We start from the raw sequence: 23,565 nt of genomic DNA, 5'->3' as shown, positions 1-23,565 counted from the left end.
GGGCCGGGAGACTGACCCGCATGGGTGAGACGGCGGTGCCGTGGCCGCAGGAAATCCGGATCGCGATGGCCATGGTGGGGGGATCCAGCCTGGCGGTGTGGATGGGGGGAGTCGCTACCGAAACCTCGGCGTTGCTGCACGCTTCGCGCACGCCGGACGAACGTAACGGCTACCGGAAACTTCTCGACCTTTTGCACGCTTCGGTGCGCCTGGACGTGCTCACCGGCACGAGCGCGGGCGGCATCAACGCCGCGTGCCTCGGGCTGGCGGAGGCGTACCGGTCGACGCCCGCGGTTTTGCGCGACACCTGGTTCTCCGCCGGGTCGCTGGAGAATCTGATCCGCGACCCCGGCGAGACGAAGCCGCGTTCGGTGCTCAACGGCGACAAGGTGCTGCTGGGCGGCCTGGTCCAGGCGATGCACGACATCACCGGGGCGGGCGTCGTGCCCACCGAGCCGCCGGACGTGACCGTGCTGCTCACCGGCACCATGCTCGACGGCGAGACCACGCAGTACGACGACGTGCTCGGAAACCGCGTGCGGGACACCGAACATCGCATGCTGTTCCGCTTCTCCGGTCCATTGTGGAATAACCAGGTGCACGGCCCGCTCGCACTCGCCGCCCGGTCGAGCGCGTCCTTCCCGGGCGCCTTCGAGCTGTCGCGCATGCCGATCGGCCCGGAGGCGGCGGACCGGCAGCATCCGGACATGACCGACTACACGGAGCTCGTGCGTTCGCATTGGCTGGCCGACGGCGGCGTGCTGGTGAACAAACCGCTGCGGCCGGCGTTGCGGGAGATTTTCGAACGCTCGTCGTCGACGGACGTGCGGCGGCTGTTGCTCTACGTCGTCCCGACGGTCGACGGCGGAGCCAAACCGATGACCTGCGACCCGGCGGAGCCGCCGATGCTCGGCACCGCGCTGGCGAAGGTCGCGTCGACGATCATGAGCCAGACCATCAGCGTCGAGCTGGAGGAATTGAGCCGGCACAACTCCGCCGTCACGCGGGCCAGGGACACGCGGGTCGCGCTCGCGTCGCTCGGTCTGCGCGGCGGACAGCTGGTGGACGACCGGGTGCACCGGGCGTACCTCGACCGCCGGGTCGCGCTCGACGCGGCCGATTTGGTCCGCGCGGTCACCCGCCGCTTCGAACTGTCCGATGAGGACAGTGGGTGGGCGGCCGGGAATTCGGCGCTGCTGCAGGACATCGCGGCCGACGGACTGCGGCGCGGGATTCCGGAAACGCTGCCCGGCGAGTCGGTCACGGTCGGCGAGATGGTCCGGTACCGCACCTCGACGCTGGACGACGCGGTCGCCACCGGCATCCAGCTGATCAACGCCGGTTTCCGGATGGGACCGGACCTCGACCAGGCGACGCAGCTCAACGAGGCCCGCGCGAGAATGCACGCCGCCCGCCGGAGCGCGGCTCGCGACGTGCGGCTGACCGCGTGGGTGGCGCGGCACGAGCCGCCGCGGCCCGGCACCGCGATGCCGGACTGGATCGGCCAGCTGGCCGCCGAATGGGCGGGCCTCGGAGCGTCGGACGCGGTCCGCGAGGCGTGGCCGGAGCTGACCGCCGCGCTGCGGTCGGCGGCTCGGGTGCTGCAAGCGTTGGCGGGCAAGGAAAATCAGTGGTCGGAAGACGCCGCCGACACGGTGACGACCCTGCTGGACTGGTTCGGCCTGGACAACGCGGACGTCGCCGACGGATTCGTGATGGCGCGTTTTCTGTTGCTGCACATGGCGACCCGCGGCCTGCTCGCCGAAGCGCCGGCCGTGGACCAGCGCGTCGACCTGGTGCAGCTGAGCGCGGACAGCCGCACCTTGCTGGACCTGGCGCGCTCTCGCGGCCGGGACAAGCTGACCGGCACCCAGGCGAACAACTTCGGCGCGTTCTACAAGGCGTCCTGGCGCGCGAACGACTGGATGTGGGGCCGGATCGACGCCGCGGGCTGGCTGACGCAGTGCCTGCTCGACCCGAACCGGCTGCGGGTGCTGCGCGACATCGTCGGTCCCGAGGAATTCCGGGAGCAGGTGCGGACGACGTTCCGCGAGATCGGCTGGGAGCCGCCCTCGCCCGCGGACAACGGGATGCCCGCGGACCTGCCCGGGCTCCTCTCGCAACTGGGGGACGAGCTGGCTTTCCTTGGCCTGGACGCGAATCTGGACCCGGTCGAGTTCGGCAAGGAGATTCCGACCAGTCTGCCGGTGACGTCGATGGTGCTGGCCAAGTCGCGGCAGCTGGACATCGCGCGGGAGGAGCTGCCGGTGCTCGCGCGGCAGGCGGAGGCGGACGCGAAGGAGGGCAACGGCAAGGCTTCGGAGAGTTTCCGCAAGCTGATGGCCGCCCGTCCCCTCGAACCGGACGCCGGGAAAACCGCTGCCCAGCCGGAAAACTCGGATCAGGTGCAGCGTGCATTCCAGGCCTGCCAGGTTTCCGCTGAACGTTTCGAAGGCGAACTCGGCAGTACTCTCCTCGCCAAAACCATTGTCAAAGCCGGAGCCGCCGGGCTCAACGCCGCGTCCACCGCGACCCGGGTCCCGAAAACCCTCCAGCCGCTGGCGAAATTCGCTCAGCTCAGCAGCCGCAGTTCGTGGTGGGTCACGCAGGGCGCGACGCGGCTGGGCCGCCCCTGGAACCTGCTCGCCGCCGCGATCACCGCGATCGCCGGGCTGGTGCTCAGCGGCGAAGGCGGGTCCGTCCTGCAATGGCTCGGCCTGCCGATCGCGGGCGGGGCGCTCGTGTTCCTGGTGGTGAGCCTGCTGACCTTGAGGCGCACGTGGCGAATGGTGCTCACCGTGCTGGGCGTGCTGGTGATAGCGGCGTTGCTGTTCGCGGCCTTCCTGCCGCCCATCGCGCAGCCGCTGTTCGGCTGGCTCGGTACCGTTGTGGACGGTTGGCGCCGCGGCCAGGCCCCGCTGTGGTGGCTCGCTGTGGTCGCGCTGCTCCTGCTGCCCGCGGTCTGGACGCCGCTGTCCGGGCTCGGCCGCCGCGGCCGCGGAAAGCGGCGGCGGTCGCGTGCGGACAGTCCCAGCCCCAGGTAGGCCGCGCTTTTCCGGCGCTGGAGTTGCGGTCCGGCCCGCGAAGGCCCATGGTCGGGAGACACAGGCCGCATACCGAAGGTGTGCGGCCCAGACGCACGGCATGCCCAGAACTCAGCCTGGCTAAACATGTTTGTGGGACTCCTCACCGGGGTATCCGCGTCGTCCCTGGTGAGGGGGGTGGACGTGGCATGGCTCGCTGGCGGCGGGAAAATTCTCTGTTACGTTTCCAAAGTATGTCCGGAAAGCACTTGATCGAATCCCCGACCAAGGCCGATGGTGCCGCTCTCTGGCGAATCGCACGCGATTCGCAGAAGCTTGATCTCAACTCGCCGTATGCGTACCTGTTGTGGTGCAAGGATTTCGCGGACACCTCGGTCGTGGCCCGCGTCGACGGCGAGCCAGTCGGATTCGTGATCGCTTACCGAAGGCCGTCCGCGCCGGACGTCGCGCTCGTGTGGCAGGTCGCGGTCGACGCGTCGCAACGCGGGAAAGGCCTGGCCGGGCAGTTGCTGGACAGCCTGTACACGCGTCTGGTCGGCGAGGGCGTGCGGTACCTGGAAACCACGATCACTCCGGACAACGCGGCGTCCATCCGCCTCTTCGAGTCGTTCGCGAAGCGCTGGAACGCGGATCTGGAACACCGCCGGTTGTTCGAAGTCGCTGATTTTCCGCAGGGGGAGGCGCACGAACCCGAGGATCTTTACCGCATCGGGCCGTTGCGCCGCTAATAACCCGTCAATTTCGCCGAGTAGGAGCGAAAGAAATCGTCATGAGCATCTTCGAAGAGCTCGAATCCGAAGTCCGCAGTTACAGCCGGGGATGGCCGGTCGTCTTCGACCGCGCGCAGGGCAGCCGGATCTACAGCGAGGACGGGAAGCCGTACCTCGACTTCTTCGCCGGCGCCGGCGCGCTGAACTACGGGCACAACAACCCGCATCTGAAGAAGGCGCTGATCGACTACCTCCAGCGTGACGGCGTCACGCACGCGCTGGACATGTTCACCGTCGCGAAGCGGGACTTCCTGGAGACGTTCCGGGAGAAGATCCTGACGCCGCGCGAGCTGGACTACAAGGTCGTCTTCCCCGGTCCCGGCGGCGCGAACGCGGTGGAGGCCGCGCTGAAGCTGGCGCGGAAGGTGACCGGCAAGGAATCGGTCATCAACTTCACCAACGCGTTCCACGGCATGACGCTCGGCGCGCTGTCGGTCACCGGGAACTCGATGAAGCGCGGCGGCGCGGGCGTCCCGCTGGTGCACGCCACGCCGATGCCCTACGACAAGTACTTCGACGGCGCGATGCCGGACTTCATGTACTTCGAGAAGCTGCTCGAGGACTCCGGCAGCGGCCTGAACGAGCCCGCCGCGGTGATCGTGGAGGGCGTGCAGGGCGAGGGCGGCATCAACGCCGCGCGCCTGGAATGGCTCAAGGGCCTCGACGACCTGTGCAAGCGGCACAACATCCTGCTCATCCTCGACGACGTGCAGATGGGCTGCGGCCGCACCGGCCCGTTCTTCAGCTTCGAGGACGCCGGCATCTCGCCGGACATCGTGTGCCTGTCGAAGTCGATCGGCGGCTACGGCCTGCCGATGGCGCTCACGCTGATCAAGCCGGAGCTGGACGTGTGGGAGCCGGGCGAGCACAACGGCACGTTCCGCGGGATCAGCCCGGCGTTCGTCACCGCGACCGAGGCGCTGCGCGTGTACTGGAGCGACGACGAGCTGGAGAAGTCGACCAAGGCCAAGGGCGAGCGCATCGCGAGCACGTTCAAGGACATCGTGGAGAGCTACCCGGAGGCGAACCTCGTCGCGAAGGGCCGCGGCCTGGCGCGCGGTCTGGAGTTCGCGAACGGCGAGCTGGCCGGCGCGGTCTGCAAGGAAGCCTTCGACCGCGGCCTGCTGATGGAGACCTCCGGCCCGGACGGCGAGGTGATGAAGCTGCTGCCGCCGCTCACCCTCACCGACGAGGAACTGAGCGAGGGGCTCGCGATCATCTCCGAGTCCATCGCCGCCGTTCTCAAGTAACCACCCCGAAGAACAAGAAGGAGCCGTTCACTTGCTGGTCCGCACGCTCGACGAGATCACCGACACCGACGCTGACATCAAGACCCCGAACTGGCGCAGCAAGCGCATCATCCTCGCGAAGGAGGGCGTCGGCTTCTCGGTGCACGAGACGACGCTGTACGCGGGCACGGTGAACGACTTCTGGTACGCCAACCACATCGAGGCCGTTTTCATCACCTCCGGCGAGGGCGAGATCGAGGACCTCGCCACCGGCGAGGTGCACCCGCTCAAGCCGGGCACGCTGTACCTGCTGAACGACCACGACAAGCACCAGGTCCGCCCGAAGACCGAGATCAAGTGCGTGTGCGTGTTCAACCCGCCGGTCACCGGCCGCGAGGTGCACGACGAGAACGGGGTCTACCCGCTCGTCACCGAAGACTCCTGATCCGGCGCCACTCCCACCACCACCCCGAGAAAGAAGAAACGCCAGAAGAACTGGAGGCGAGCCACTGTGACGATCATGGACACCCGGGTCGAAGACGGTTACCCGACCCGGATCACCGGTACGCCGGATCATCTTCCGCGCGTGCACCCCACGGTGTGGGGTACCGAGGCCGACGGCCCGATCGACGCCGCGACCCTGGCGAACCACGATGCCAAGGGCTACACGGTCGTGGACGGACTGCTCTCGCCCGGTGAGGTCCAGACGTACTGGCAGGAGGTCGTGCGGCTGTCCTCGGACGAGAAGCTGCGCGACGACGAACGCGTGATCACCGAGGCCCGGACCGGCGAGGTCCGGTCGATCTTCGACGTGCACGAGATCTCCGGCCTGATCGCCGAGCTGGTGCGCGATCCCCGCGTGCTCGACTGGGCGCGGCAGATCCTCGGCTCCGACGTCTACATCCACCAGAGCCGGATCAACTACATGCCGGGCTTCAAGGGCACCGGCTTCTACTGGCATTCCGATTTCGAGACCTGGCACGCGGAGGACGGCATGCCGTCGCCGCGCGCGGTGAGCTGCTCGATCGCGCTCACCGACAACTACCCGTACAACGGCGGGCTCATGGTCATGCCGGGTTCGCAGCGCACGTTCGTGCAGTGCGTCGGCGAGACCCCGGAGTCCAACTACAAGAGCTCGCTCAAGGACCAGCGGGTGGGCGTGCCGTCGCCGGACGACATCACGAAGCTCGCCGCCGACCACGGCATCGAGCAGTTCACCGGTTCGGCCGGTTCGGCGCTGTGGTTCGACTCGAACATCATGCACGGCTCGTCGAACAACATCACGCCGTATCCGCGGTCGAACATCTTCCTGGTGTTCAACAGCGTGGACAACGCGCTGCAGCAGCCGTTCGCGGCGGGCGAGCCGCGGCCGTCGTTCATCGCGGGGCGCAACTCCGCCCCGATCACGCGGTGACCAGCGACACCTTGGCCAACCGGCGGGTCGCTCGTAACGAAGAATGTGCGCCCTGTTACGTTGTCGCCACCTCGCAGTTCGTCTGCGGGGGCTTGGTTGTCCGCGGCGGTCCGGGTTCTTGCTCGGGGTGAGCCCCCCGAACCGCGGGCGGACGGCCGCGATGCACGGGTGGACCGCGCCCCCTGGCGGCCCGGCCGACGATCATTGAGTCCGGCCCCGCACCCATCAGATCGGGACTGATGGTGCGGGGCCGGACTCGTCTTTTCCGGGCCGGAATTCACGAAAGAGCGGTTTCTGCGGGCTGCCGCTGACGGTAAGTTGACCTGTCTGGCTGGGGGAGAGCCTGGGAGGTGCGCGCAAGCATGGCCGATGCCGGCGCGCGGGTCGAACTGCTCGGCCCGGTGCGGCTGCTCGACGGCAGCCAAGCGGTTCCCGTCGGCGGCCCCGGGGTGCGAGGGCTGCTGGCGCTGCTCGCGCTGCGCGTGGGCACGGTGGTGCCGCTCGAGGAGATCATCGACGCGCTGTGGGGGCACGATCCGCCCGCCACGGCCCGCACCATCGTGCACGGCAACGTGTCGCAATTGCGCCGGCTGCTGCGGGAGATGGCCGATCCGGTCGCCGAGATCAGCACCCGCCCGCCGGGCTACCAGCTTTCCCTCTCCCCGGACCGGATCGACGCGCACCGGGCCCGGGCGCTGCTGGACCAGGCCGCGCTGGAATCGCCGGAGAACGCCTCGAAGCTGCTCGCCGAGGCCCTCGCGCTGTGGCAGGGGCCGACGCTGTCCGGCGTGCCCGAGTCGGTACGCGCGCCCGAATTGGACGAGCTGCGGCGCGCGATCCGCTACGCCCGGGTCAACGCGGATCTCGACCTCGGCCGCTACGACGAGCTGATCGTGGAGCTGAGCCCGCTCGTCCGGGCGGACCCGCTCGCCGAACGCACCGCCGCCCAGCTGATGCGCGCGCTCTACCACGCCGGGCGGCGCGGGGAGGCGCTCGAGCTGTACCGCACCGTCTCGCGGGCCACGCTCGGTTCGCTCGGCGTCGAACCCGGCGCGGATCTGCGTTCGCTGCACGAGCGGGTGCTCAACGACGATCTCGCCGCGCACGAGAGCGCGGTTCCGGAGCAGGCCGTCGCGCCGTCTCAGCTGCCGCCCGCGCTGCCGACGCTGGCCGGGCGCGAGGCGGAGGTGGAATGGCTCGACGGGCTCGCTGAACGCGGCGACAGCACGGTGATCGTGTCCGGCACCGCCGGGGTCGGCAAGAGCGCGCTGGTGATCTGGTGGGCGCACCGCGCGGCCCGGCTGTTCCCGGACGGCGTGCTGTACGCGGCGCTGCAAGGGTTCGATCCGCATCACCCGCCGCTGGAACCGGGCGATCTGCTGTCGCAGTTCCTGCTCGGGCTGGGTGTTCCCGCGGACGAGGTGCCGGAGCATTCGCACGAACGTGTCGCGTTGTACCGGTCGCTGATCGCCGGACGGCGCATGCTCGTGCTGCTCGACGACGCGCGTTCGGCCGAACAGGTGCGTCCGTTGCTCCCGCCGGGTGCCCGGTCGATGACGGTGGTGACCAGCCGGTCGCGGCTGGAAGCGCTGGCGGTGTCCCACGCGGCGAAGCTGCGCGTGCTCGGCACCCTCGCACCGGAGGCCGCGGTGAGCGTGATCGAGGAGTTGGCCGGGCCCGCGGACTTCGACCTCAACCACGCGCTGGCCCGGCTGTGCGGCTACCTGCCGCTCGCACTGCGGATCGCCGGGGCCCGGCTCGCCGCTAGTCCACAGTGGACACTCAAGGACCTCGTCGGGGAACTCGGCAACGAACGCACCCGGCTGGCCGGGCTGGACGTCACCGGGGCCGACGACGGCGTGCGGGCCGCGTTCGACGTCTCGTTCCGCGGCCTGCCGGAAGGACTCGCCCGGACGCTGCTGCGGCTGGGCGCGGTGCCCGCCCGGCACACCGGTCCGCACCTGACGGCGGCCATCGCGGAGATCCCGGTGGAGCAGGCTCGCCGCGAACTTCGCACGCTGGCCGCGCACAACCTGATCGCGGAGACTTCGCGCGACGCCTTCGCCCCGCACGACCTCGTCCGGCTGTATCTGCGGGAGCTGGCGGAAACCGAACTGGACCCGGCAGAACGCGCGGCGGTGCTCGACCGGGCGATCCGCTACCACCAGGCCGCCTCCGACACCGCGCGGCGGAAGATGCTGCGCATCGTCGACCCGCTCGACCTCACCGGCCTCGTGCCGCCCGAGGCGCTGCCGCCGCTGGAAACCTTCGCCGAGGCCCAGGACTGGTTCGCCGCGGAATGGCCGAACCTGCTGGCCGTGCTGGACGCCGCCCACGCCGACGGCCGCTACGCCGACGTCTGGCGGCTCGCCCGGGTCGCGCACACCTACCGGGTCGTCTGCCCGCTGTACGAGGAATGGATCCGGCTGGTCGACCTCGGGCTCGCCGCCGCCGAGGCCGCGAACGAACCGCTCGGCCAGTGCTGGATGCTGATCTCCCGCTGCGCCATCGCGCTCACCTTCGAGCTTTCCGAGGGCAGCATTTCCGACGCCGAACGCGCGGTCGGCCTGGCCACCCGGCTCGACGGCCGCTCGCTCATCGTCGCCAAAATCCACCTCGGCAGCGTGCTGACCCTGCTCGGGCGCTATTCGGAGGCGATCGAACGGCTGCTGGAGGCGGTCGCGGAAACCGAACGCACCGGCGACCTCGAACTGCGCGGCCAGGCGCTCAACAACTGCGCCGAGACGGAAAAGCGCGCAGGCCGTCCGGTCGAGGCGATCACGCATCAGCTGGCGTCGCTGGAAATAGACCGCCGGCTCGGCGACGACAGCTATGCCGTGGTTTCGCTGAACAACCTCGCCGAACTGCACCTGGACATCGGCGACCTGGAGGCCGCGGAACGCTACGCGAGGGAGGCGGTGGCGCTGGCGGTCTCTCGGCAGTTCGAGTTGCAGGAGGGCATTCTGCGGGTGACTTTGGCGCGGATCCTGCGGGGTCAGGAACGGCTGGGTGCGGCGCGGGAGGAGTACCGGCGGGCGGTGGCGTTGTACGAGCGGATGAATCCCCGGCAGGTGGAGGACGTGCGGAAGGAAGCGGCCGAGCTGGGAGATCAATAGCGGTCCGCAACTCGTTCCGCGACCTATGCCAGGGGCTTAAGCCGAGCGTGACGCATACGGCCGGAGCGGCGGCGGCTGTGTTGTGCGTGAGGGCCACCCTGAGGGACTCTGATTCCGTCAGGGTTCCCATCACGTACTCGCGGCTCGAGTCCCTGGCATCCGACCTGGAGTGAGCGGGCAGTCGGCGGGCCGTGCTCTTGTACAATGTTCAGCTGTGTTTTCGCAGGTCAACGTGGTAATAATCGCGTCCGCTTAGCGGATTCTTAGCCATCCGGCGGTCAGCGCGCGTAGGGTCGGCCGCGACGCTGGCGGAGCCCTAGGGGAGGGGCAGGCTGTGAAGCCGGCGACGGGACCGCGGCGGTATCGCGCGGACCTGGAAGAGCCGCCAGGAGCGGTTCGGTGGCGGTTGGCCGGCCGAGATGGGGGTAGGCCGGCCGGCCGCCAGGCTCTATTCGACGTTCGAGGTGCAGAGCGCGATCGAGCTGCCGCTGCTTTCGGCGACCTTCTTGCCGTCGACGATGATCTGGCAGCTGATCTGGTTGGTCACGCCCGCGTTCGCGGTGTCCGCGGTGAGCGAGAGGACCGGCCTGCCGCCGTCGTAGGAGGCGTGCCCGTGCCAGTCGTCGGTGCTCGGCGGGGTGGAGGCGGTGCGCTGGTCGTTCAGCGTGCCGTAGCGGACCGTCGCGCCGCCCGCCGAGGTCACCACGAAGTCGACCGAATGCTTCTCGCCCGGCTGCGGCGGGATGTGCAGTTCGCCCGCCCGCGCGGTGCCGAACATCGACGGGTACAGCAGCATCGCGCCGCACAGCAGGGCGGCCAGCGCGGAAAGCGTCGTTCCGGTGAGCGCGACACCCAATCCGCGCATTGTGCCTTTGGAGGAAAGTACGATTCCCGCAATTCCTCCGGCGAGTCCGAGTCCGGCGAGCGGCCACGCGAGGAAACCCCAATCCGGCAGGAACGCGACGCCCGCCGCGGCCAGTCCGAGAGCGACCGCGAGGCCGCCGGGCCAGTTGGCCTGCCTCCGGGACGGCTCCTGCCGGGGCGGACGGTGCGGACCAGGGCGAGCAGTGGTCCTGGTGTGTCGCGCGGGTGCGGCCGGGTACCGCTGCTCGGTCGTCATGCGTGCCTCTTCCGCCTCGGATGGCGAAGACGCTAACGCAGATGCCCGCGAAGTTGGAATAATCGTTATCGAGTGACAATGTCATCCATTTACCGCGTCCGGGCATTCGGGGTCATTTCCCACCGGATTGCGTGAAGCGGTGCCATTTACTGCCCGGAAAAGGCAGCGTGATTCCGAAGAGCGGACGTGCTCGCCGACGGCTCTGACCTGGCGACACGGCACTCCGCGCGCCATTCAGTGATCGAAAAGACTGACTTCCGGAGTGATCTCGAGAAGTTCGTGCACCGGCCTGCCGCGGCGTCCGTCGATCGTCGTCGTGCGCACTACGCGCAACCGCGCGGTCACCGGCCGATCGAGGTTTTCTTTGATCTGGTCGAGCAGATCCGGGGCGACCGCGCCCTGAATGGTTCCGCCCGATTCCCGCTCGAGGTAGAAAATCCGCCGCCGGGTGCGCACGCCGTCGAGGCGTCCGGTCACCGTCTCGTAGCCGACCGCCTCGCGGGACTCGCGCAGGCTGCCCTGCAGCACCCGCGCCTGCTCGGTGGTCATGCTCCGGGTCACCTGCTCGCCCGCGGTCGGCGTGAGCGCCATCCCGATGCCGGCGTGCTTGCTGACCGCGTTGACGACGTCGCTGACCGCGTTGCGCACCGTGTCGCGCTGCAGCAGCACCGCGTCGAGCGCGCCGTCGTCGGAACCGTTGGCGGGCAGGAAATCGCAGAGTTCCTTCACCGCGCGCTCGGACAGCGTTTCGATGCCGTCGTGGATCAGCGCGTCGTCGACCGCCGGTTCCGGGAAACCGAAGAAGATCGCGTTGCCCGCCTGTCCTTTCTGGATCAGCGGGGCCTTGTCCCGGTCCGCCTGCTGAACGAAGGTGACCTCGTTCGACGGGTTGCGGATGATGTGCCCGATCTTCGCCGTCGCGTCCTGCAACGCGCGGCTGATGTCGGAGAAGGTGTACGCGTCGATGTGCGTTTCGCCGATCACCGACACGTGCAGCAGCGGCGCGCGGCAGGTGCGCTCGAACTTCGCGTTCGCCGCCATCGCCGAGGCGCGCGCGAGGTCGTCCAGCCACGTGCCGCCGGGGATCTCGTCGGCGATCCGCCGGAACTCGTTCCTCACCACACCATCTCCGGGATGCCTCTGCCGCCTTCGGCCCACACCGATTCCCACACGTCCTCGTCGCCGGGACGGCACAGGAAGCCGTCGAGCATGCCGCCGACCGGCTGGATCTGGTCGAGGTACATCGCGGGCTGCCCGACGATGATGCCGCGCAGCGTCAGCAGGCCGTACAGCGCGGTGCGGCCGCTGTCGTCAAGCCGCTTCAACGCGCCCCATTCGTCCGGCAGCAGCACCACGTCGAGCCCGCGCGGCGGATGCGCCGTGCGGGTGACGAACGCGCCGCCGAGCCAGGCCCGCCCGGACGTGATCACCCGCTGCGCGACCCCGAGGTAGCTGTTGAGCGCGCTGAAGAGGATCTCGCGCTCGTTCTGGTGCGGCGCGTCGTAGACCAGGCGCTCGTAGACGTCGGCGAGGTCGGCGTGATGGCGGCCGGGCGGGAGCAGGTTCTGTGGCGTCCAGTGCGGAAGCGCCATCGGACCTCCTGACGTCGTCCGGGGCCCTCGGCGCCCGCTTACCGTGCGTAGCCGAATCTACCAGGTGGGTGTCAGCCACTGCGTCCAGGTCGCCGGGGCGCGGGTTCGTCGTCGTGCGGCCAGTGCGGACTCCGCCGGTCGTCCTCGGGCCAGCTCAGTTCGCCGGACAGCCGCGGCTCGGGATCGGGCAGCGGATGCCCGGCGGAATCGTGCGTCGCGTGCTGCCCGTGGTACGGCTCGTCCGGGTCGACTTCCGGATAGTCGTTGTAGACGCGCTCCGGCTGGTCCTCGTAGTGCGGGTACGCCGGTTCCTCGTAGTCCTCGTAGTCCTCGTACGGGTTCGCCGGCGGGATGTGCCGGGTCTCCTCGGCCGGGGCCTCGGCGGGAACGGCCGCGGGCCGGTACGGCTGCGCCTCCGCTTCGGCCTTCGGCCGGGCGGCCCGCGTGAACAGCCACATGACCGCCGCCCCGAGCAGGAACGAGACGAGCAGCCACAGCCAGATCTGCCCGAAGAGCCAGAGCATCCGCCATCACCTCTGTTCCACTGTGATCTCGACCCGCCGGTCGCTGTCGCCCCCGTTGTCGTCCGCGCCGGTGCCCGAACCGCCCGCGCTGGCCACCGCCAGCAAACGGTCGGGCGGCACGTCCTCGCGGATCAGCAACCGGATCACGGTCAGCGCCCGGTTGCGGGAAAGCTTCAGCGCGGCGCTGCGTCCGCCCGGACCGTCGGCGACCCGGCCGACGAGGCGGTAGCGGAAGTTGTCCGGGGCGTCCCGCAGCAGCGGCGCGAGATCGCGCGCGGCCTGCTCGCCTTGATCGGTGAGCTGTGCGGTGTCCGGTTCGAAGGTGATCGGCGCGGCCGCGAGCCTGCGGTCCAGTTCGGCCTGGATCCCGTCGCGGTCGGTCGGCGGCGCGGGCGGCGGGGCGGACGAACTCGGCGGCGGGCTGGCCGGCGGCGCCGTCGACGGTTCGGGCGAGGGCGACGGCGCGGGCTGCGCCGGCCCGGCGCCGCCGGAGGCTTGCGCGGATTCGACCCCGTCGACGCCCTGCACGATGCCGAGCGCGCGACCGGCTTCCTCGGCCGGGAACCCTTCGAGGGTCGCCTGCCGTCCGGAGAACTTCACCTCGCCGCCGCGCAGGCCCGCCGCGTCGAGGGCGGAGCGTGCTCGCGCGGCGAGGTCGTCCTGGATTCCGCTGCCCTGCAGCCACGTCGCCAGGCCCGCGAGCAGGGCCGTGACCACCACTGCGACGGGGATCAAGCGAAGCCACCCTCGTGCACCGGACATAACAGGACCCTATGCCGGGCCGGTCCGCTTGGCGACCTGGTGAAGACCGCCGTTCGGGTGGCTCTGACGACAGTGCCGGCACCGGTGGTGACCGGTGCCGGCACTGTCGGGGGACGGCGTTCAGGAGGCGGTCGCGTTGCCCCGCACGTCGATGCTGATGCTCGCCGGGTCGTCCGGCACGAGCGGCACGAGCGGAGCCAGTTCCGGGCGCTTCGGCGACAGCCCGTCGCCCATGGACTCGCCGCGCAGCTGGCGGCGGATCCACGGCAGCAGGTGCACCTTGGTCCACGCCAGGTCCGACCGCCGCGACGTGATCCAGGTGGCCGGCTCGGTGCTCGGCGGGTACGGCTCGCGCCAGTCCTCGGTGACCGGGACGCCGAGGACCTCGGCGGTGAGCAGCGCGATCCGGCGGTGCGCGTCCGGGGTGAAGTGCAGCCGGTCGTCGCTCCACGCGCGACGGTCGTGCAGCGGCTCCATCGTCCACAGGTCGACCATCTTCGCGCCGTGCCGGGCCGCGATCGCCCACAGGTGCGTGTTGTAGATCGCGACCTTGCCGCGCAGCACGCTCATCACCGACAGCGTCTTGGTGTCCGGCCCGTTGAAGATCACCACCGGGATCCCGGCCGCGCGCAGCTTCGCCACCCCCGCTTCGAAGCGCTCCGCGATGGCGTCGACGTCCGCCCCCGGCACGATCACGTCGTTGCCGCCCGCGCACAGGGTGACCAGGTCGGGCTTCAGCTCGAGCGCGATCGGGAGCTGCTCGTCCATGATCTCGTCGAGCATCTTGCCGCGCAGCGACAGGTTCGCGTACTGGAAGCCGGGCTCGTCGCCCGCCAGCATCTCGGCGAGCCGGTCGGCCCAGCCCCGGAACGTCCCGTCGCCCCGATGGTCGTTGAGGCCCTCGGTGAAGCTGTCCCCGATGGCTACGTAGCTGTTGATCCCGTACACGCTGGGTTCCCCTTTCCCGCTGGTGCGCGCCTGTCCCCGTGAAGTCCCGGACCTAGTTGTACACCCCAACTAACAGTCGGATATCCCCATATCCTTCCCGCCGGCCACGACCGGTTCAGCCGGATGTCACAGTCTCTTACCTTGTCGGGGGTTTCCGCCTCCCTATTACGGCATTTTCACCGGGACGAACCTCACGTACCGGGGGCTGCCGGGCGCGGTTGTGGGGTAGGTCTCCCGACCTGGGGGTCCGCCGCGAGTTGCGGCAGGCTGGAAGCTGTGACAGACGAGACTGCGAAGGGGCCGGCGCGGGAGTCGCTCACGCAGATCCTCGGCGGGCGGCGAGGAGCGATCGACGCCAGCATCCCGCCCGCCGCGTTCGTCGTCGGCTGGCTCGTTTCCGGCCAGTCGATCGCCTGGGGAGCGGGCGTCGCGATCGGCGTCGCCGTGCTGCTGGGCGCGTACCGGCTGCTGCGCGGGGACAAGGCGCGCGCGGTGGTGGTGAGCCTCGCCGCGGTGGTGATCGCCGCGCTGATCGCGATGCACACCGGCCGTGCCGAGGACTTCTTCCTGCTGCAGCTGTTCTCGAACGCGGCGAGCGCGCTGCTGTTCGCGGCGAGCATCGCGGTCCGCTGGCCGTTGCTCGGCGTGATCGTGGGCTTGCTGCTCGGGCAGAAGACCCGCTGGCGGCGCGATCCGGCCCTGCTGCGCGCGTACTCGTGGGCGAGCGGCGTGTGGGTGCTGCAGTACCTGCTGCGAGTGGTCGTGTACGGACTGTTGTGGTGGACCGGGCAGGTGGTGGCGCTCGGAGTGGCGCGCACCGTGCTCTCGTGGCCGCTGGTGGCCGCGACCGTCGCGGTCAGCGGCTGGGTCCTCTACCGGAGCCTTCCAGCAGAACACCCGGGCCTTCGCCTGGCGAAAGACCCGGGTGCGGGCGAGTCCGAAACCGGACCCGGAAGTTAAGGCGGCCCCCGGCGAGGGGGGAGGGTCCGGGGGCCGGTTCCTACGGTACCCGGACCGGAGGGGTTGAGTCGACGGTTTCGACTCTTCCGCTCAAGTTTTGGTGGCATTCACCCGTCGGGATGGTCGCGGGGTGTCCTCGCCCCACGCTCCCACCGCCGCGAGCCACGCCGCGCCGAGCACGCCATCAGAGCTGGTCAGAACGTCGAGATCGGCGAATTCGGCCCGCACGCGAGCCCCGACCGGGCTGTTTTCGGCCAGCACGCTGCCGACGAGCACGATTGGAGTTTTTTCTCCCGGCTCGCGCGTGGCGCGAGCGACGCGCACGAGATGCCGGGCGCCCCGCGCGACGATTTCCTCCGCGACCGGCTCTCCGGCGGCCGCGGCGGCACTCACCAGCGGCGCGTACCGGGCGAGCCGGACCGGCGGTTCCGCATTGGCATGGGTCACCAGCGACCACATGACCGCGAAGCGGTCGGACCGGTCCACTGCGGACGGTCCGAACGCTTCGGCGAGGACTGCCTCGGCCAATCCGTCGAGCGGACCGTCGCCTTCGAGCGCGGCGAGAGTCGCGCGCACGGCTTCGCGGCCGAGCCAGAAACCGGAGCCTTCGTCGCCGAGCAGCCAGCCGTGGCCGCCCGCGGTGGCGACCATCCGGCGGCCGCGGATGCGCCCGGCGATCGAGCCGGTGCCCGCGACGAGCACGGTGCCGTCCGGTTCGGCCGTCGCGGACGCGTAGGCCACTTCTGCGTCGCCGGTCGTGCGGACCCGGCCGCCGAGCCCGATCCGCTCCCACGCCGCGGCGAACTCCGCGGCGACCGCCGGGTCGGACAGCTTGCTCTCGCCCGCCATGCCGACCACGACGCCGAGCACGTCGGTGCGTCCGTCCACTGCGGACTCGATGGCCCCGGCGATCCGGGCCGCCGCCTCCGCGGGCGGATGCGAGTTCGGGTTCGCGCCCGTCGCCGCCCCGGTGCCGCGGACGACGCCGGCGGCGTCGAGCGCGATCGCTCGCGTCGACGTGCCGCCGGCGTCCACGCCTACTACGAGGCTCACCGGGTCTTGGTCACCTTCAGCAGACCGCGCGGGTTGTCCGGGTTGCCGCCGCGCGCGAGCGACAGCCCGAGCGCGATCCGCTGGATCGGCAGGATTTCCAGCACTGGAGCCAATTCCTCGACGGTCGGGGCGACCGGGATGCGCAGGGCGGCGGGCACGTCGTTCGCCGCCGAGCCGACCGCGAGCACGTCCGCGCCGCGCTCGCCGACCGCTTCGAGCACCTCGCGCATGGCCTCGCCGCCGCGACCGAGGCTGGTGGCGGCGAGCACGGCGGTCTCGCCGTCGACCGCCGCGACCGGACCGTGCAGCAGGTCCGCGCCGCTGTACGCGCGGGCCGCGAGGTAGCTCGTCTCGGCCAGCTTCAACGACGCTTCGAGCGCGCTGGCGTAGGAGTAGCCGCGGCCGGTGGTGAGCACGCGGTCGACAAAGCGATAACGGTCTACCGCGCGCTGCACGCCTTCGACGGCTCCGTCGAGCGTCTGCTGGGCCAGTTCGCCGATCTTCTCGGCGTCCTCTCCCTTGCCGCCGCGGATCGCGTCGATGAAGAGGTACAGCGCCATCAGCGTCGCGGAGTACGTCTTGGTCGCCGCGACCGCCTTCTCGACCCCGGCGCCGATGTCCACGCCCAGCTCCGAAGCCGCGCGCAGCGGCGAGTCCGGGGTGTTGGTGACCGACACGGTCAGCGCGCCCTGCCGCCGGGCGGCCTCGGTGACCTCGATCAGGTCGGGCGAACCGCCGCTCTGGCTGACGGTGATGAAGAGCACGTCGCGCAGGTCCGGCCGAGCGCCGTAAAGCGTCGCGGTGGACGGCGACACGAGCCCGGCCGGGAGGCCCAGGAGTACCTCGATCAGGTATTTCGCGTACAGCGCGCCGTGGTCGCTCGAACCGCGAGCGGCGAGCAGGGCGAACCGCGGCGGGTTCTGTGAAATCTTTTCCGCCACTTCCGCGATGCCGGACCGCCGCTCGACCAGCCCGGCGAGAACGCTGGGCTGCTCCGAGATTTCCGCGGCCATGTGCTCGCCGGGACGTAGTTGGGTCATCACTTTCCTCTCCGCCGGGACGGGGGTCCCGGTGTGCTGAGCGGCGTCCGGTCAGGTCTAGACCAATGCTAGCCGGGCGGAGGGCGTCGGGAGAAGGGTACGTTTCCTCACGGGGCAGTGGCGCGTTTAATGTGGGAAGACTGAGGGAGCCGGGCATGCTGGAGACACCCCCCGCGAGCGAGGCGGGGACTGCTGCGCGAGGGCAGCGCGAACCCAAGTACTGGGCGCTGAAGCAGCATCTGCTGGACCTGCTCGACGCACTGCCGCCGGGATCGCCGATCCCGACCGAGCGGGCGCTGGCGGGCGAGTTCACCGTTTCGCGCACCACCGTGCGCCAGGCGCTGGCGGATCTCACCGCCGAGGGAAGACTGCACCGCGTCCAGGGCAAGGGCACGTTCGCCGCCGAGCCGAAGCTCGCGCAGCGGCTGCAGCTGTCCTCTTATACCGAGGACATGCGCAAGCAGGGCCTGAAGCCGTCGTCCCAGCTGCTGGAGCTCGAGGAGCTGCCGGTCGAGGGCGAGATGACGAAGCTGCTGCAGCTGCGCAACGGCGCGAAGATCCTGCGGCTGCGCCGGCTCCGGCTCGCCGACGGCCAGCCGATGGCGCTCGAGACCACGCACCTGCCGCTCGGCCGGTTCCGCGGGCTGCGCAAGCACATCACCGCGGGCGGTTCGCTGTACGCGGTGCTGCGCGAGCATTACGGCGTCGAGCTGGAGCGCGCGGAGGAGACCATCGAGACGTCGCTCGCCGGGCCGCAGGAAGCGGAGATCCTCGGCGCGGACGTCGGCATGCCGGTGATGATGCTGACCCGGCATTCGTTCGCCACCGACGGCAAACCGGTCGAGTTCGCCCGCGCGGTCTATCGCGGCGACCGGTACAAGTTCGTCACCACGCTGCTTCCCTGACCGCGTGCGCGCCGACATCCGCTGGGGCACGCCCGCGGCTCGCGGCGTGCTCTGGACGACCATCCTCGGTTCGGGGATGGCGATGCTCGACGGCACGATCGTGAACGTCGCGCTGCCCCGGATCGGCGAGGAGCTGGGCGCGTCGGTCGCGGGTCTGCAGTGGATTCTCGACGGCTACCTGCTGGCGCTGGCCGCGCTGATCCTGGTCGCCGGGTCGCTCGGCGACCGCTACGGCAGGCGGCGGGTGTACCTGATCGGCGTCGTGTGGTTCGGGCTCGCGTCCGGGCTGTGCGCGGCGGCGCCGTCGACCGAACTGCTCGTGCTGTTCCGCGTGCTGCAGGGCATCGGAGGGGCGTTGCTGACGCCGGGGTCGCTGGCGATCCTGCAGTCGTCGTTCTCGCACGAGGACCGGGCCCGGGCGATCGGCTCGTGGTCCGGGCTCGGCGGCATCGCCGCGGCGGTCGGGCCGCTGCTCGGCGGACTGCTGGTGCAGGCGTGGTCGTGGCGGCTGGCGTTCTTGATCAACCTGCCGCTCGCGGTGGTCGTCGTGCTGATGGCGCGGCGGTTCGTGCCCGAATCGCGCGATACGTCGGCGACCGGGCACCCGGATTACGCCGCCGCGGTGGTCGGCGCGCTCGGGCTCGCCGGGGTGACCGGAGCGCTGGTCGAGGCGCCAGTGCGCGGGATTGGTGACCCGGTCGTGGTGCTCGCCTTGGCGGTCGGCGTCATCGGGCTTGGGTTGTTTCTCTGGCTCCAGCACCGGGCCGCCGAACCGCTGGTGCCGCCTTCGCTGTTCCGCGACCGGACGTTCACGCTGTCGAACGCGCTGACGTTCGTGGTCTACGCGGCGCTCGGCGGCGTGATGATGCTGCTGGTTCTGCAGCTTCAAGTGTCGCTGGGTTATTCGCCGACGCTGGCCGGGCTGGCCGGATTGCCGATCACGGTGATCATGTTGCTGCTCTCCGGTCGATCAGGCGCGCTCGCGCAGCGGATCGGGCCGCGGCTGCAGCTGGTGGTCGGGCCGATCGTGGTCGGCGTCGGAATGTTGTTGCTGACGCGGGTCGGACCGGGGTCGTCGTACCTCGGGTCGGTGCTGCCCGCCGTGGTGGTCTTCGGGCTGGGACTGGCCACTGTGGTCGCTCCGGTAACCGCGACGGTGCTGGCCGCCGCGCCGGACCGGTACGCCGGGGTCGCGTCCGGGGTCAACAATGCGATCGCCCGATCGGGTGGACTTCTGGCGGTGGCGGTGCTGCCTGCCGCGGCGGGTCTGACGGGTTCGGCTTACCGCGATCCGACCGCGTTGACGGCGGGATGGCAGACCGCGCTGGTGATCTGCGCGGTGCTGGCGATTGTCGGCGGGCTGATCGCGTTAGGAATTCACAACGGGGTGCTGGGCGCCGCCGAGGCGGACGATTCGCCGCATCCCGGGGATTGCCTGCACTGCGGGGTGGAAGGGCCGCCGACGCACGTCCATCCGGGTGGGCATCGCTGATCGGTCAGCGGCGGGATCGGGCGACTAGCCGGGTCTCGATGCCTTGCAGCGTCTTGATCACGGTGTCGAGCTCTCCGGTGTCCGTGAAGGTCCCGTCGAGCAAGCTGGACCAGGTGTCGCGCAACTTCTGCAGGTTCTCCGCGGCTTTCGGCGTGGGGTAGAGACGCACCCGTCGGGCGTCGTCCGGGTCGGCTTCCCGGCGCAGCAGGCCCTTGTTCTCCAGCCCGCGGACGGCTCTGCTGACGTTGCTGGAGATCATCTGCGTCGCCTCGGCCGCGGCGTTGACCGTGGTTCCCGGGTGGCGGTCGACGAACCGCATCACCGCTCCTTCCAGCGGCGTCCCCGACTCGGCGTTGGCTTCCTTGGCGGCGTTGATGTGCCGGGCCACCGCGAGGATCAGGTCGGCCAGCTCGAAGAGCCGTTCGTCTTTCATCCGGCCAGCGTAGCCCAATACCTATCGTTTGACAGGTATCTCCGCGGCGGCGTAGGTTAGCTATCAATTGATAGCTAAGGAGCGGTCATGCAGGCATTGATCATCGGGGCCTCGCGCGGGCTGGGCTACGCGCTGGCCGCCGAGTTCCTCGGCCGGGGCTGGCAGGTCACCGCGACCGAGCGCACGCCGTCGCCGCTGCACGAGCTGGCCGGGCTGACGGTGGAGACCGTCGACATCGCGGCGCCCGACCAGGTCGCGGCGCTGCGCGAACGGCTGGCCGGGTCGACGTTCGACCTGCTCTTCGTCAACGCCGGGACCAACTACACGACCGACCCCGCGGCGACCTTGGCCGACGTGTCCACCGAGGACTTCACTCGCGTCATGGTGACCAACGCGCTCAGCCCGATGCGCGCCGTCGAGACTCTGCAGGACCTGGTTGCGCCGACGGGCACCATCGGCGTGATGTCGTCCGGCCAGGGCAGCATCGCCGACAACACGAACGGCGGCTTCGAGGTCTACCGGGCGAGCAAGTCCGCGCTGAACCAGCTCATGCGCAGCTACGCCGCCCGGCACGCCGACGACCCGCGGACCCTGTTGCTCATGGCTCCGGGCTGGGTGAAAACGGACCTGGGCGGCCCGGGTGCGCGGCTGACGATCGACGAGAGCATCCCCGGCGTCGCCGACACGATCGAGGCGTGGGCGGGCAAGGGCGGGCTGCACTATCTGGACCGGGCGGGGCAGACCGTCAACTGGTGAGCGGCCTTTCCCGCCCCAATGCCACTTTGGGTGCATCTGACGCACCGAACGCCGCTTTGGGTGCATGCGAGGCACCCAAAGCCACTTTGGGTGCATGGGACGCACCGAATGCCGCTTTGGGTGCATGGGACGCACCGAATGCCGCTTTGGGTGCATGCGAGGCACCCAAAGCCACTTTGGGTGCATGCGACGCACCGAACGCCGCGTTGGGTGCACGGGACGCACCGAACCCCGCGTTGGGTGCGTGTGACGCACCGAATGCCACTTTGGGTGCATGTGACGCACCCAATGCCACTTTGGGTGCGTGGGACGCACCGAACGCCGCGTTGGGTGCATGGGACGCACCCAATGCCACATTGGTGCGTGCGGCGCACCGAACGCCGCTTTGGGTGCATCTGACGCACCCAATGCCGCGTTGGGTGCGTCACCCTTGCCCCCGCCGCCTTCGGCGGAGGCGCGTGCGCGGCGGCGCGTGAGCTGAGCGCCCAACGTGGCATCAGGCCGGGTTAGGCGAGCAGTTCGGCCAGCATCGCCGGGTCGATGTTGCCGCCGGAGACGATCGCGACGGTGCGTCCGCCCGGAAGTTCGTCGGCGTGGTGCAGGTAGGCGGCCGGAGCGGTGGCGCCGCTGGGTTCCGTGACCAGGCGGCCTTGCCGGGCCAGTGCCCGGACGGTGTCGCGGATTTCGTCCTCGGTCACGGTGATGACGCCGTCCAGGACGCGCCGCAGGTGGGCGAACGTCAGCTCGGACGGTTGCGCGCGCAGGCCGTCCGCGATGGTGCGGGCGCGGTCGGTGATGGGCCAGTCCACGATTTCGCCCGCGGCGAGGCTGGCGGCGGTGTCGGCGGCCAGTTCCGGTTCGACGCCGTAGACCTTCGCGTTCGGGCATTTCGCCTTGATCGCGGTGCCGACCCCGGAGGCGAAGCCGCCGCCGCTGATCGGGACCAGCACGGTCTCGACGTCCGGCAGGTCCTCGGCGATCTCCAGGCCGACGGTGCCCTGTCCGGCGATGATGTCCGGGTGGTCGAACGGCGGGATCAGCGTGAGACCGCGTTCCTCGGCGAGGGCGAGCGCCGCCGATTCCCGTTCCGCGATCGGCACTTCGCGGACTTCCGCGCCCCAGCGAAGGGTGGCCTCGACCTTCAGCCGCGGCGTGACGTCCGGCACCACGATCACCGCCGGGATCCTGAATTCGCGCGCGGCGTAGGCGACCGCTTGCGCGTGGTTGCCGCTCGAATACGCGACCACGCCGCGTTCCCGTTCGGCGTCGGACAGCGCGGCGATCGCGTTGTACGCGCCGCGGATCTTGAACGCGCCGATCGGTTGCAGGCTCTCGGGTTTCACCCAGAATTCGCCGGGAACCCAGAGCTGGCGCAGCAGCGGGGTGTGCACCGCGGTGCCCTTCAGCCGTCCGGCCGCGGTTTCGATGTCGGAGATCGTCACGAGGTGCATGAGGCGAGTATGTCAGGAAAGTGTGAGCTTTAGTTTATCCATTGTGGACAGTCAACGTGGCGTCCCTCACGCCCGGGCAACGAAGGGAGCGTCTCGGACGACTTAACCGTTGAAGAAACAGGGAACAACGGCTGGGAAAACGATCAGAACGGGATCATGAGCGAGGAGCAGAAGGAAACCCCGGAGGACAAGAAGAAACTCCGGATGACCTCGGTGCTCGCCGCGGCACTCGCGGCGGTCACCGCCGCGTTGCTGGGTTCGACGCTGGGGGTCGCGGGGACAGTCATCGGCGCCGGGGTGGCCAGTGTGGTCAGCACCGTCGGCGGCGAGTTGTACCTGCGGTCTTTGCAGCGCACTCGTGATGCCGCCCGGAAGGCGATGGAAACGGCTGCCCGGCGCAGTCGCGGCGGGATGGTGCCGGTGCGGGTGCCGGTGGACGCGGTGCGCGAATCGGCGCCGGGGGACGCGGCGACGGTGCACGTGCCTGCCGCTGATCTGGCGAACATGCCTACGGTTCGGTTGCGGGCTACCGAGCCGGAGAAGGACGAGGGGTTCGGGGAGAAGCTTCGGAAGATGCGGTGGCCGTTGATCATCGGCTCTTCCGGGGTGGCTTTTGTGGTGGCGTTGGCGGTTTTGCTGGGGCTGGACTGGACTACCAAGGGGAATGTGTCGACCGGGTTGATTCCTCGGCCGCCGGACACCAGTCAGCAGCGGGACGAGCATCCGGACAATTCGCCTAGTACTGAGCCGCAGGTGCCGTCTGGTGGGGGGTCTCGGTCGGTGGGGCCGACGTCTTCGCCGACGACTACGCCTAGTGCGCCGCCGCCGTCTTCGCGGGCTACGGAGCAGAGTCAGGCGCCGTCTTCGTCTTCGAAGCCTAGTACTTCTTCTCAGGCGCCTAGTGGGAGTCAGACTCCTACTGCGCCTGGGGTTCCGTCTAATGCGAATGAGTAGCT

General features: G+C 69.9%; 21 protein-coding genes. 11 read left to right on the top strand and 10 right to left on the bottom strand.

All coding sequences use genetic code 11. The features are described from left to right. Nucleotides 1-20: 20 nt before the first annotated feature. The 6 genes from CU254_RS35630 (at nucleotide 21) to CU254_RS35605 (ending at nucleotide 9,573) form a co-directional block, all read left to right on the top strand. The gene (locus CU254_RS35630; RefSeq protein ID WP_009084083.1) at nucleotides 21-3,044 is read left to right on the top strand and encodes a patatin-like protein; all 3,024 of its coding nucleotides are present in this window, start codon (nucleotides 21-23) and stop codon (nucleotides 3,042-3,044) included. A gap of 233 nt (nucleotides 3,045-3,277) precedes the next feature. After that, a complete protein-coding gene (ectA, locus tag CU254_RS35625) occupies nucleotides 3,278-3,772 on the top strand; it encodes a diaminobutyrate acetyltransferase (protein ID WP_009084081.1) in 495 nt (164 codons plus the stop codon). 41 nt (nucleotides 3,773-3,813) lie between these two features. Then, complete coding sequence (gene ectB / locus CU254_RS35620; RefSeq protein WP_009084079.1) at nucleotides 3,814-5,064, top strand: diaminobutyrate--2-oxoglutarate transaminase; 1,251 nt, start codon at nucleotides 3,814-3,816, stop codon at nucleotides 5,062-5,064. A 31-nt stretch (nucleotides 5,065-5,095) separates the two neighbouring features. Then, on the top strand, nucleotides 5,096-5,488 hold the full coding sequence (locus CU254_RS35615) for an ectoine synthase (protein WP_009084077.1): 393 nt from the start codon (nucleotides 5,096-5,098) through the stop codon (nucleotides 5,486-5,488). A 66-nt stretch (nucleotides 5,489-5,554) separates the two neighbouring features. After that, entirely contained in the window at nucleotides 5,555-6,457 is a 903-nt protein-coding gene (thpD, locus tag CU254_RS35610; RefSeq protein WP_009084076.1) for an ectoine hydroxylase, read from the top strand. A 362-nt stretch (nucleotides 6,458-6,819) separates the two neighbouring features. Continuing rightward, a complete protein-coding gene (locus tag CU254_RS35605) occupies nucleotides 6,820-9,573 on the top strand; it encodes an AfsR/SARP family transcriptional regulator (protein WP_037715882.1) in 2,754 nt (917 codons plus the stop codon). Nucleotides 9,574-10,021: 448 nt separating this feature from the next. Here the strand turns inward: CU254_RS35605 and CU254_RS35600 are convergent, their stop codons facing one another. The 6 genes from CU254_RS35600 to CU254_RS35575 all read right to left on the bottom strand — a co-directional run bounded on the left by CU254_RS35600 (nucleotide 10,022) and on the right by CU254_RS35575 (nucleotide 14,519). Continuing rightward, entirely contained in the window at nucleotides 10,022-10,693 is a 672-nt protein-coding gene (locus CU254_RS35600) for a hypothetical protein (RefSeq protein WP_009084072.1), read from the bottom strand. Nucleotides 10,694-10,927: 234 nt separating this feature from the next. Next, nucleotides 10,928-11,812: a hypothetical protein gene (locus tag CU254_RS35595; RefSeq protein ID WP_037718527.1), complete on the bottom strand. Its 885-nt coding sequence runs from the start codon at nucleotides 11,810-11,812 to the stop codon at nucleotides 10,928-10,930. Next, nucleotides 11,809-12,285: a hypothetical protein gene (locus CU254_RS35590; RefSeq protein WP_009084069.1), complete on the bottom strand. Its 477-nt coding sequence runs from the start codon at nucleotides 12,283-12,285 to the stop codon at nucleotides 11,809-11,811. The genes CU254_RS35595 and CU254_RS35590 overlap by 4 nt, the downstream gene beginning before the upstream one ends. A 71-nt stretch (nucleotides 12,286-12,356) precedes the next feature. Next, nucleotides 12,357-12,809 (bottom strand): LapA family protein, encoded by a 453-nt coding sequence (locus CU254_RS35585; RefSeq protein WP_009084067.1) that lies wholly within the window; start codon nucleotides 12,807-12,809, stop codon nucleotides 12,357-12,359. A 6-nt stretch (nucleotides 12,810-12,815) separates the two neighbouring features. Next, a complete protein-coding gene (locus CU254_RS35580; RefSeq protein WP_037715880.1) occupies nucleotides 12,816-13,544 on the bottom strand; it encodes an OmpA family protein in 729 nt (242 codons plus the stop codon). Between the two features lie 147 nt (nucleotides 13,545-13,691). After that, complete coding sequence (locus CU254_RS35575) at nucleotides 13,692-14,519, bottom strand: SGNH/GDSL hydrolase family protein (protein WP_009084063.1); 828 nt, start codon at nucleotides 14,517-14,519, stop codon at nucleotides 13,692-13,694. 276 nt (nucleotides 14,520-14,795) lie between these two features. On the opposite strand from CU254_RS35575, the gene CU254_RS35570 reads away from it, so the two are divergent. After that, on the top strand, nucleotides 14,796-15,479 hold the full coding sequence (locus CU254_RS35570) for a DUF3159 domain-containing protein (protein ID WP_009084061.1): 684 nt from the start codon (nucleotides 14,796-14,798) through the stop codon (nucleotides 15,477-15,479). A gap of 90 nt (nucleotides 15,480-15,569) precedes the next feature. On the opposite strand, the gene CU254_RS35565 is transcribed toward CU254_RS35570, so the two are convergent. Both CU254_RS35565 and CU254_RS35560 read right to left on the bottom strand, forming a co-directional pair. Then, entirely contained in the window at nucleotides 15,570-16,532 is a 963-nt protein-coding gene (locus tag CU254_RS35565; protein WP_009084060.1) for an N-acetylglucosamine kinase, read from the bottom strand. Then, on the bottom strand, nucleotides 16,529-17,572 hold the full coding sequence (locus tag CU254_RS35560) for an SIS domain-containing protein (protein WP_037715878.1): 1,044 nt from the start codon (nucleotides 17,570-17,572) through the stop codon (nucleotides 16,529-16,531). The genes CU254_RS35565 and CU254_RS35560 overlap by 4 nt, the downstream gene beginning before the upstream one ends. A 155-nt stretch (nucleotides 17,573-17,727) precedes the next feature. On the opposite strand from CU254_RS35560, the gene CU254_RS35555 reads away from it, so the two are divergent. Together CU254_RS35555 and CU254_RS35550 are read left to right on the top strand one after the other, a co-directional pair. Beyond that, a complete protein-coding gene (locus CU254_RS35555) occupies nucleotides 17,728-18,477 on the top strand; it encodes a GntR family transcriptional regulator (protein ID WP_009084055.1) in 750 nt (249 codons plus the stop codon). Between the two features lie 4 nt (nucleotides 18,478-18,481). Further along, nucleotides 18,482-19,969 (top strand): MFS transporter, encoded by a 1,488-nt coding sequence (locus tag CU254_RS35550; protein WP_009084053.1) that lies wholly within the window; start codon nucleotides 18,482-18,484, stop codon nucleotides 19,967-19,969. A gap of 4 nt (nucleotides 19,970-19,973) precedes the next feature. Here the strand turns inward: CU254_RS35550 and CU254_RS35545 are convergent, their stop codons facing one another. Further along, nucleotides 19,974-20,402: a MarR family winged helix-turn-helix transcriptional regulator gene (locus tag CU254_RS35545; protein WP_009084051.1), complete on the bottom strand. Its 429-nt coding sequence runs from the start codon at nucleotides 20,400-20,402 to the stop codon at nucleotides 19,974-19,976. An 87-nt stretch (nucleotides 20,403-20,489) separates the two neighbouring features. Between CU254_RS35545 and CU254_RS35540 the strand changes: the two genes are divergently transcribed. Then, nucleotides 20,490-21,158, top strand: coding sequence for an SDR family NAD(P)-dependent oxidoreductase (locus CU254_RS35540; RefSeq protein WP_009084049.1), 669 nt, complete (start codon nucleotides 20,490-20,492; stop codon nucleotides 21,156-21,158). Nucleotides 21,159-21,664: 506 nt separating this feature from the next. Here CU254_RS35540 and CU254_RS35530 read toward each other — a convergent pair. Then, nucleotides 21,665-22,609: a threonine/serine dehydratase gene (locus tag CU254_RS35530; protein WP_009084045.1), complete on the bottom strand. Its 945-nt coding sequence runs from the start codon at nucleotides 22,607-22,609 to the stop codon at nucleotides 21,665-21,667. Nucleotides 22,610-22,765: 156 nt separating this feature from the next. On the opposite strand from CU254_RS35530, the gene CU254_RS35525 reads away from it, so the two are divergent. Continuing rightward, on the top strand, nucleotides 22,766-23,563 hold the full coding sequence (locus tag CU254_RS35525; protein ID WP_009084044.1) for a hypothetical protein: 798 nt from the start codon (nucleotides 22,766-22,768) through the stop codon (nucleotides 23,561-23,563). Nucleotides 23,564-23,565 lie beyond the last annotated feature (2 nt).

The sequence above is a fragment of the Amycolatopsis sp. AA4 genome, from assembly GCF_002796545.1.
GTDB lineage: Bacteria > Actinomycetota > Actinomycetes > Mycobacteriales > Pseudonocardiaceae > Amycolatopsis.
The sequence above is the reverse complement of the archived record's forward strand: the minus strand, read 5'-3'. Positions and strand labels throughout refer to the sequence as shown.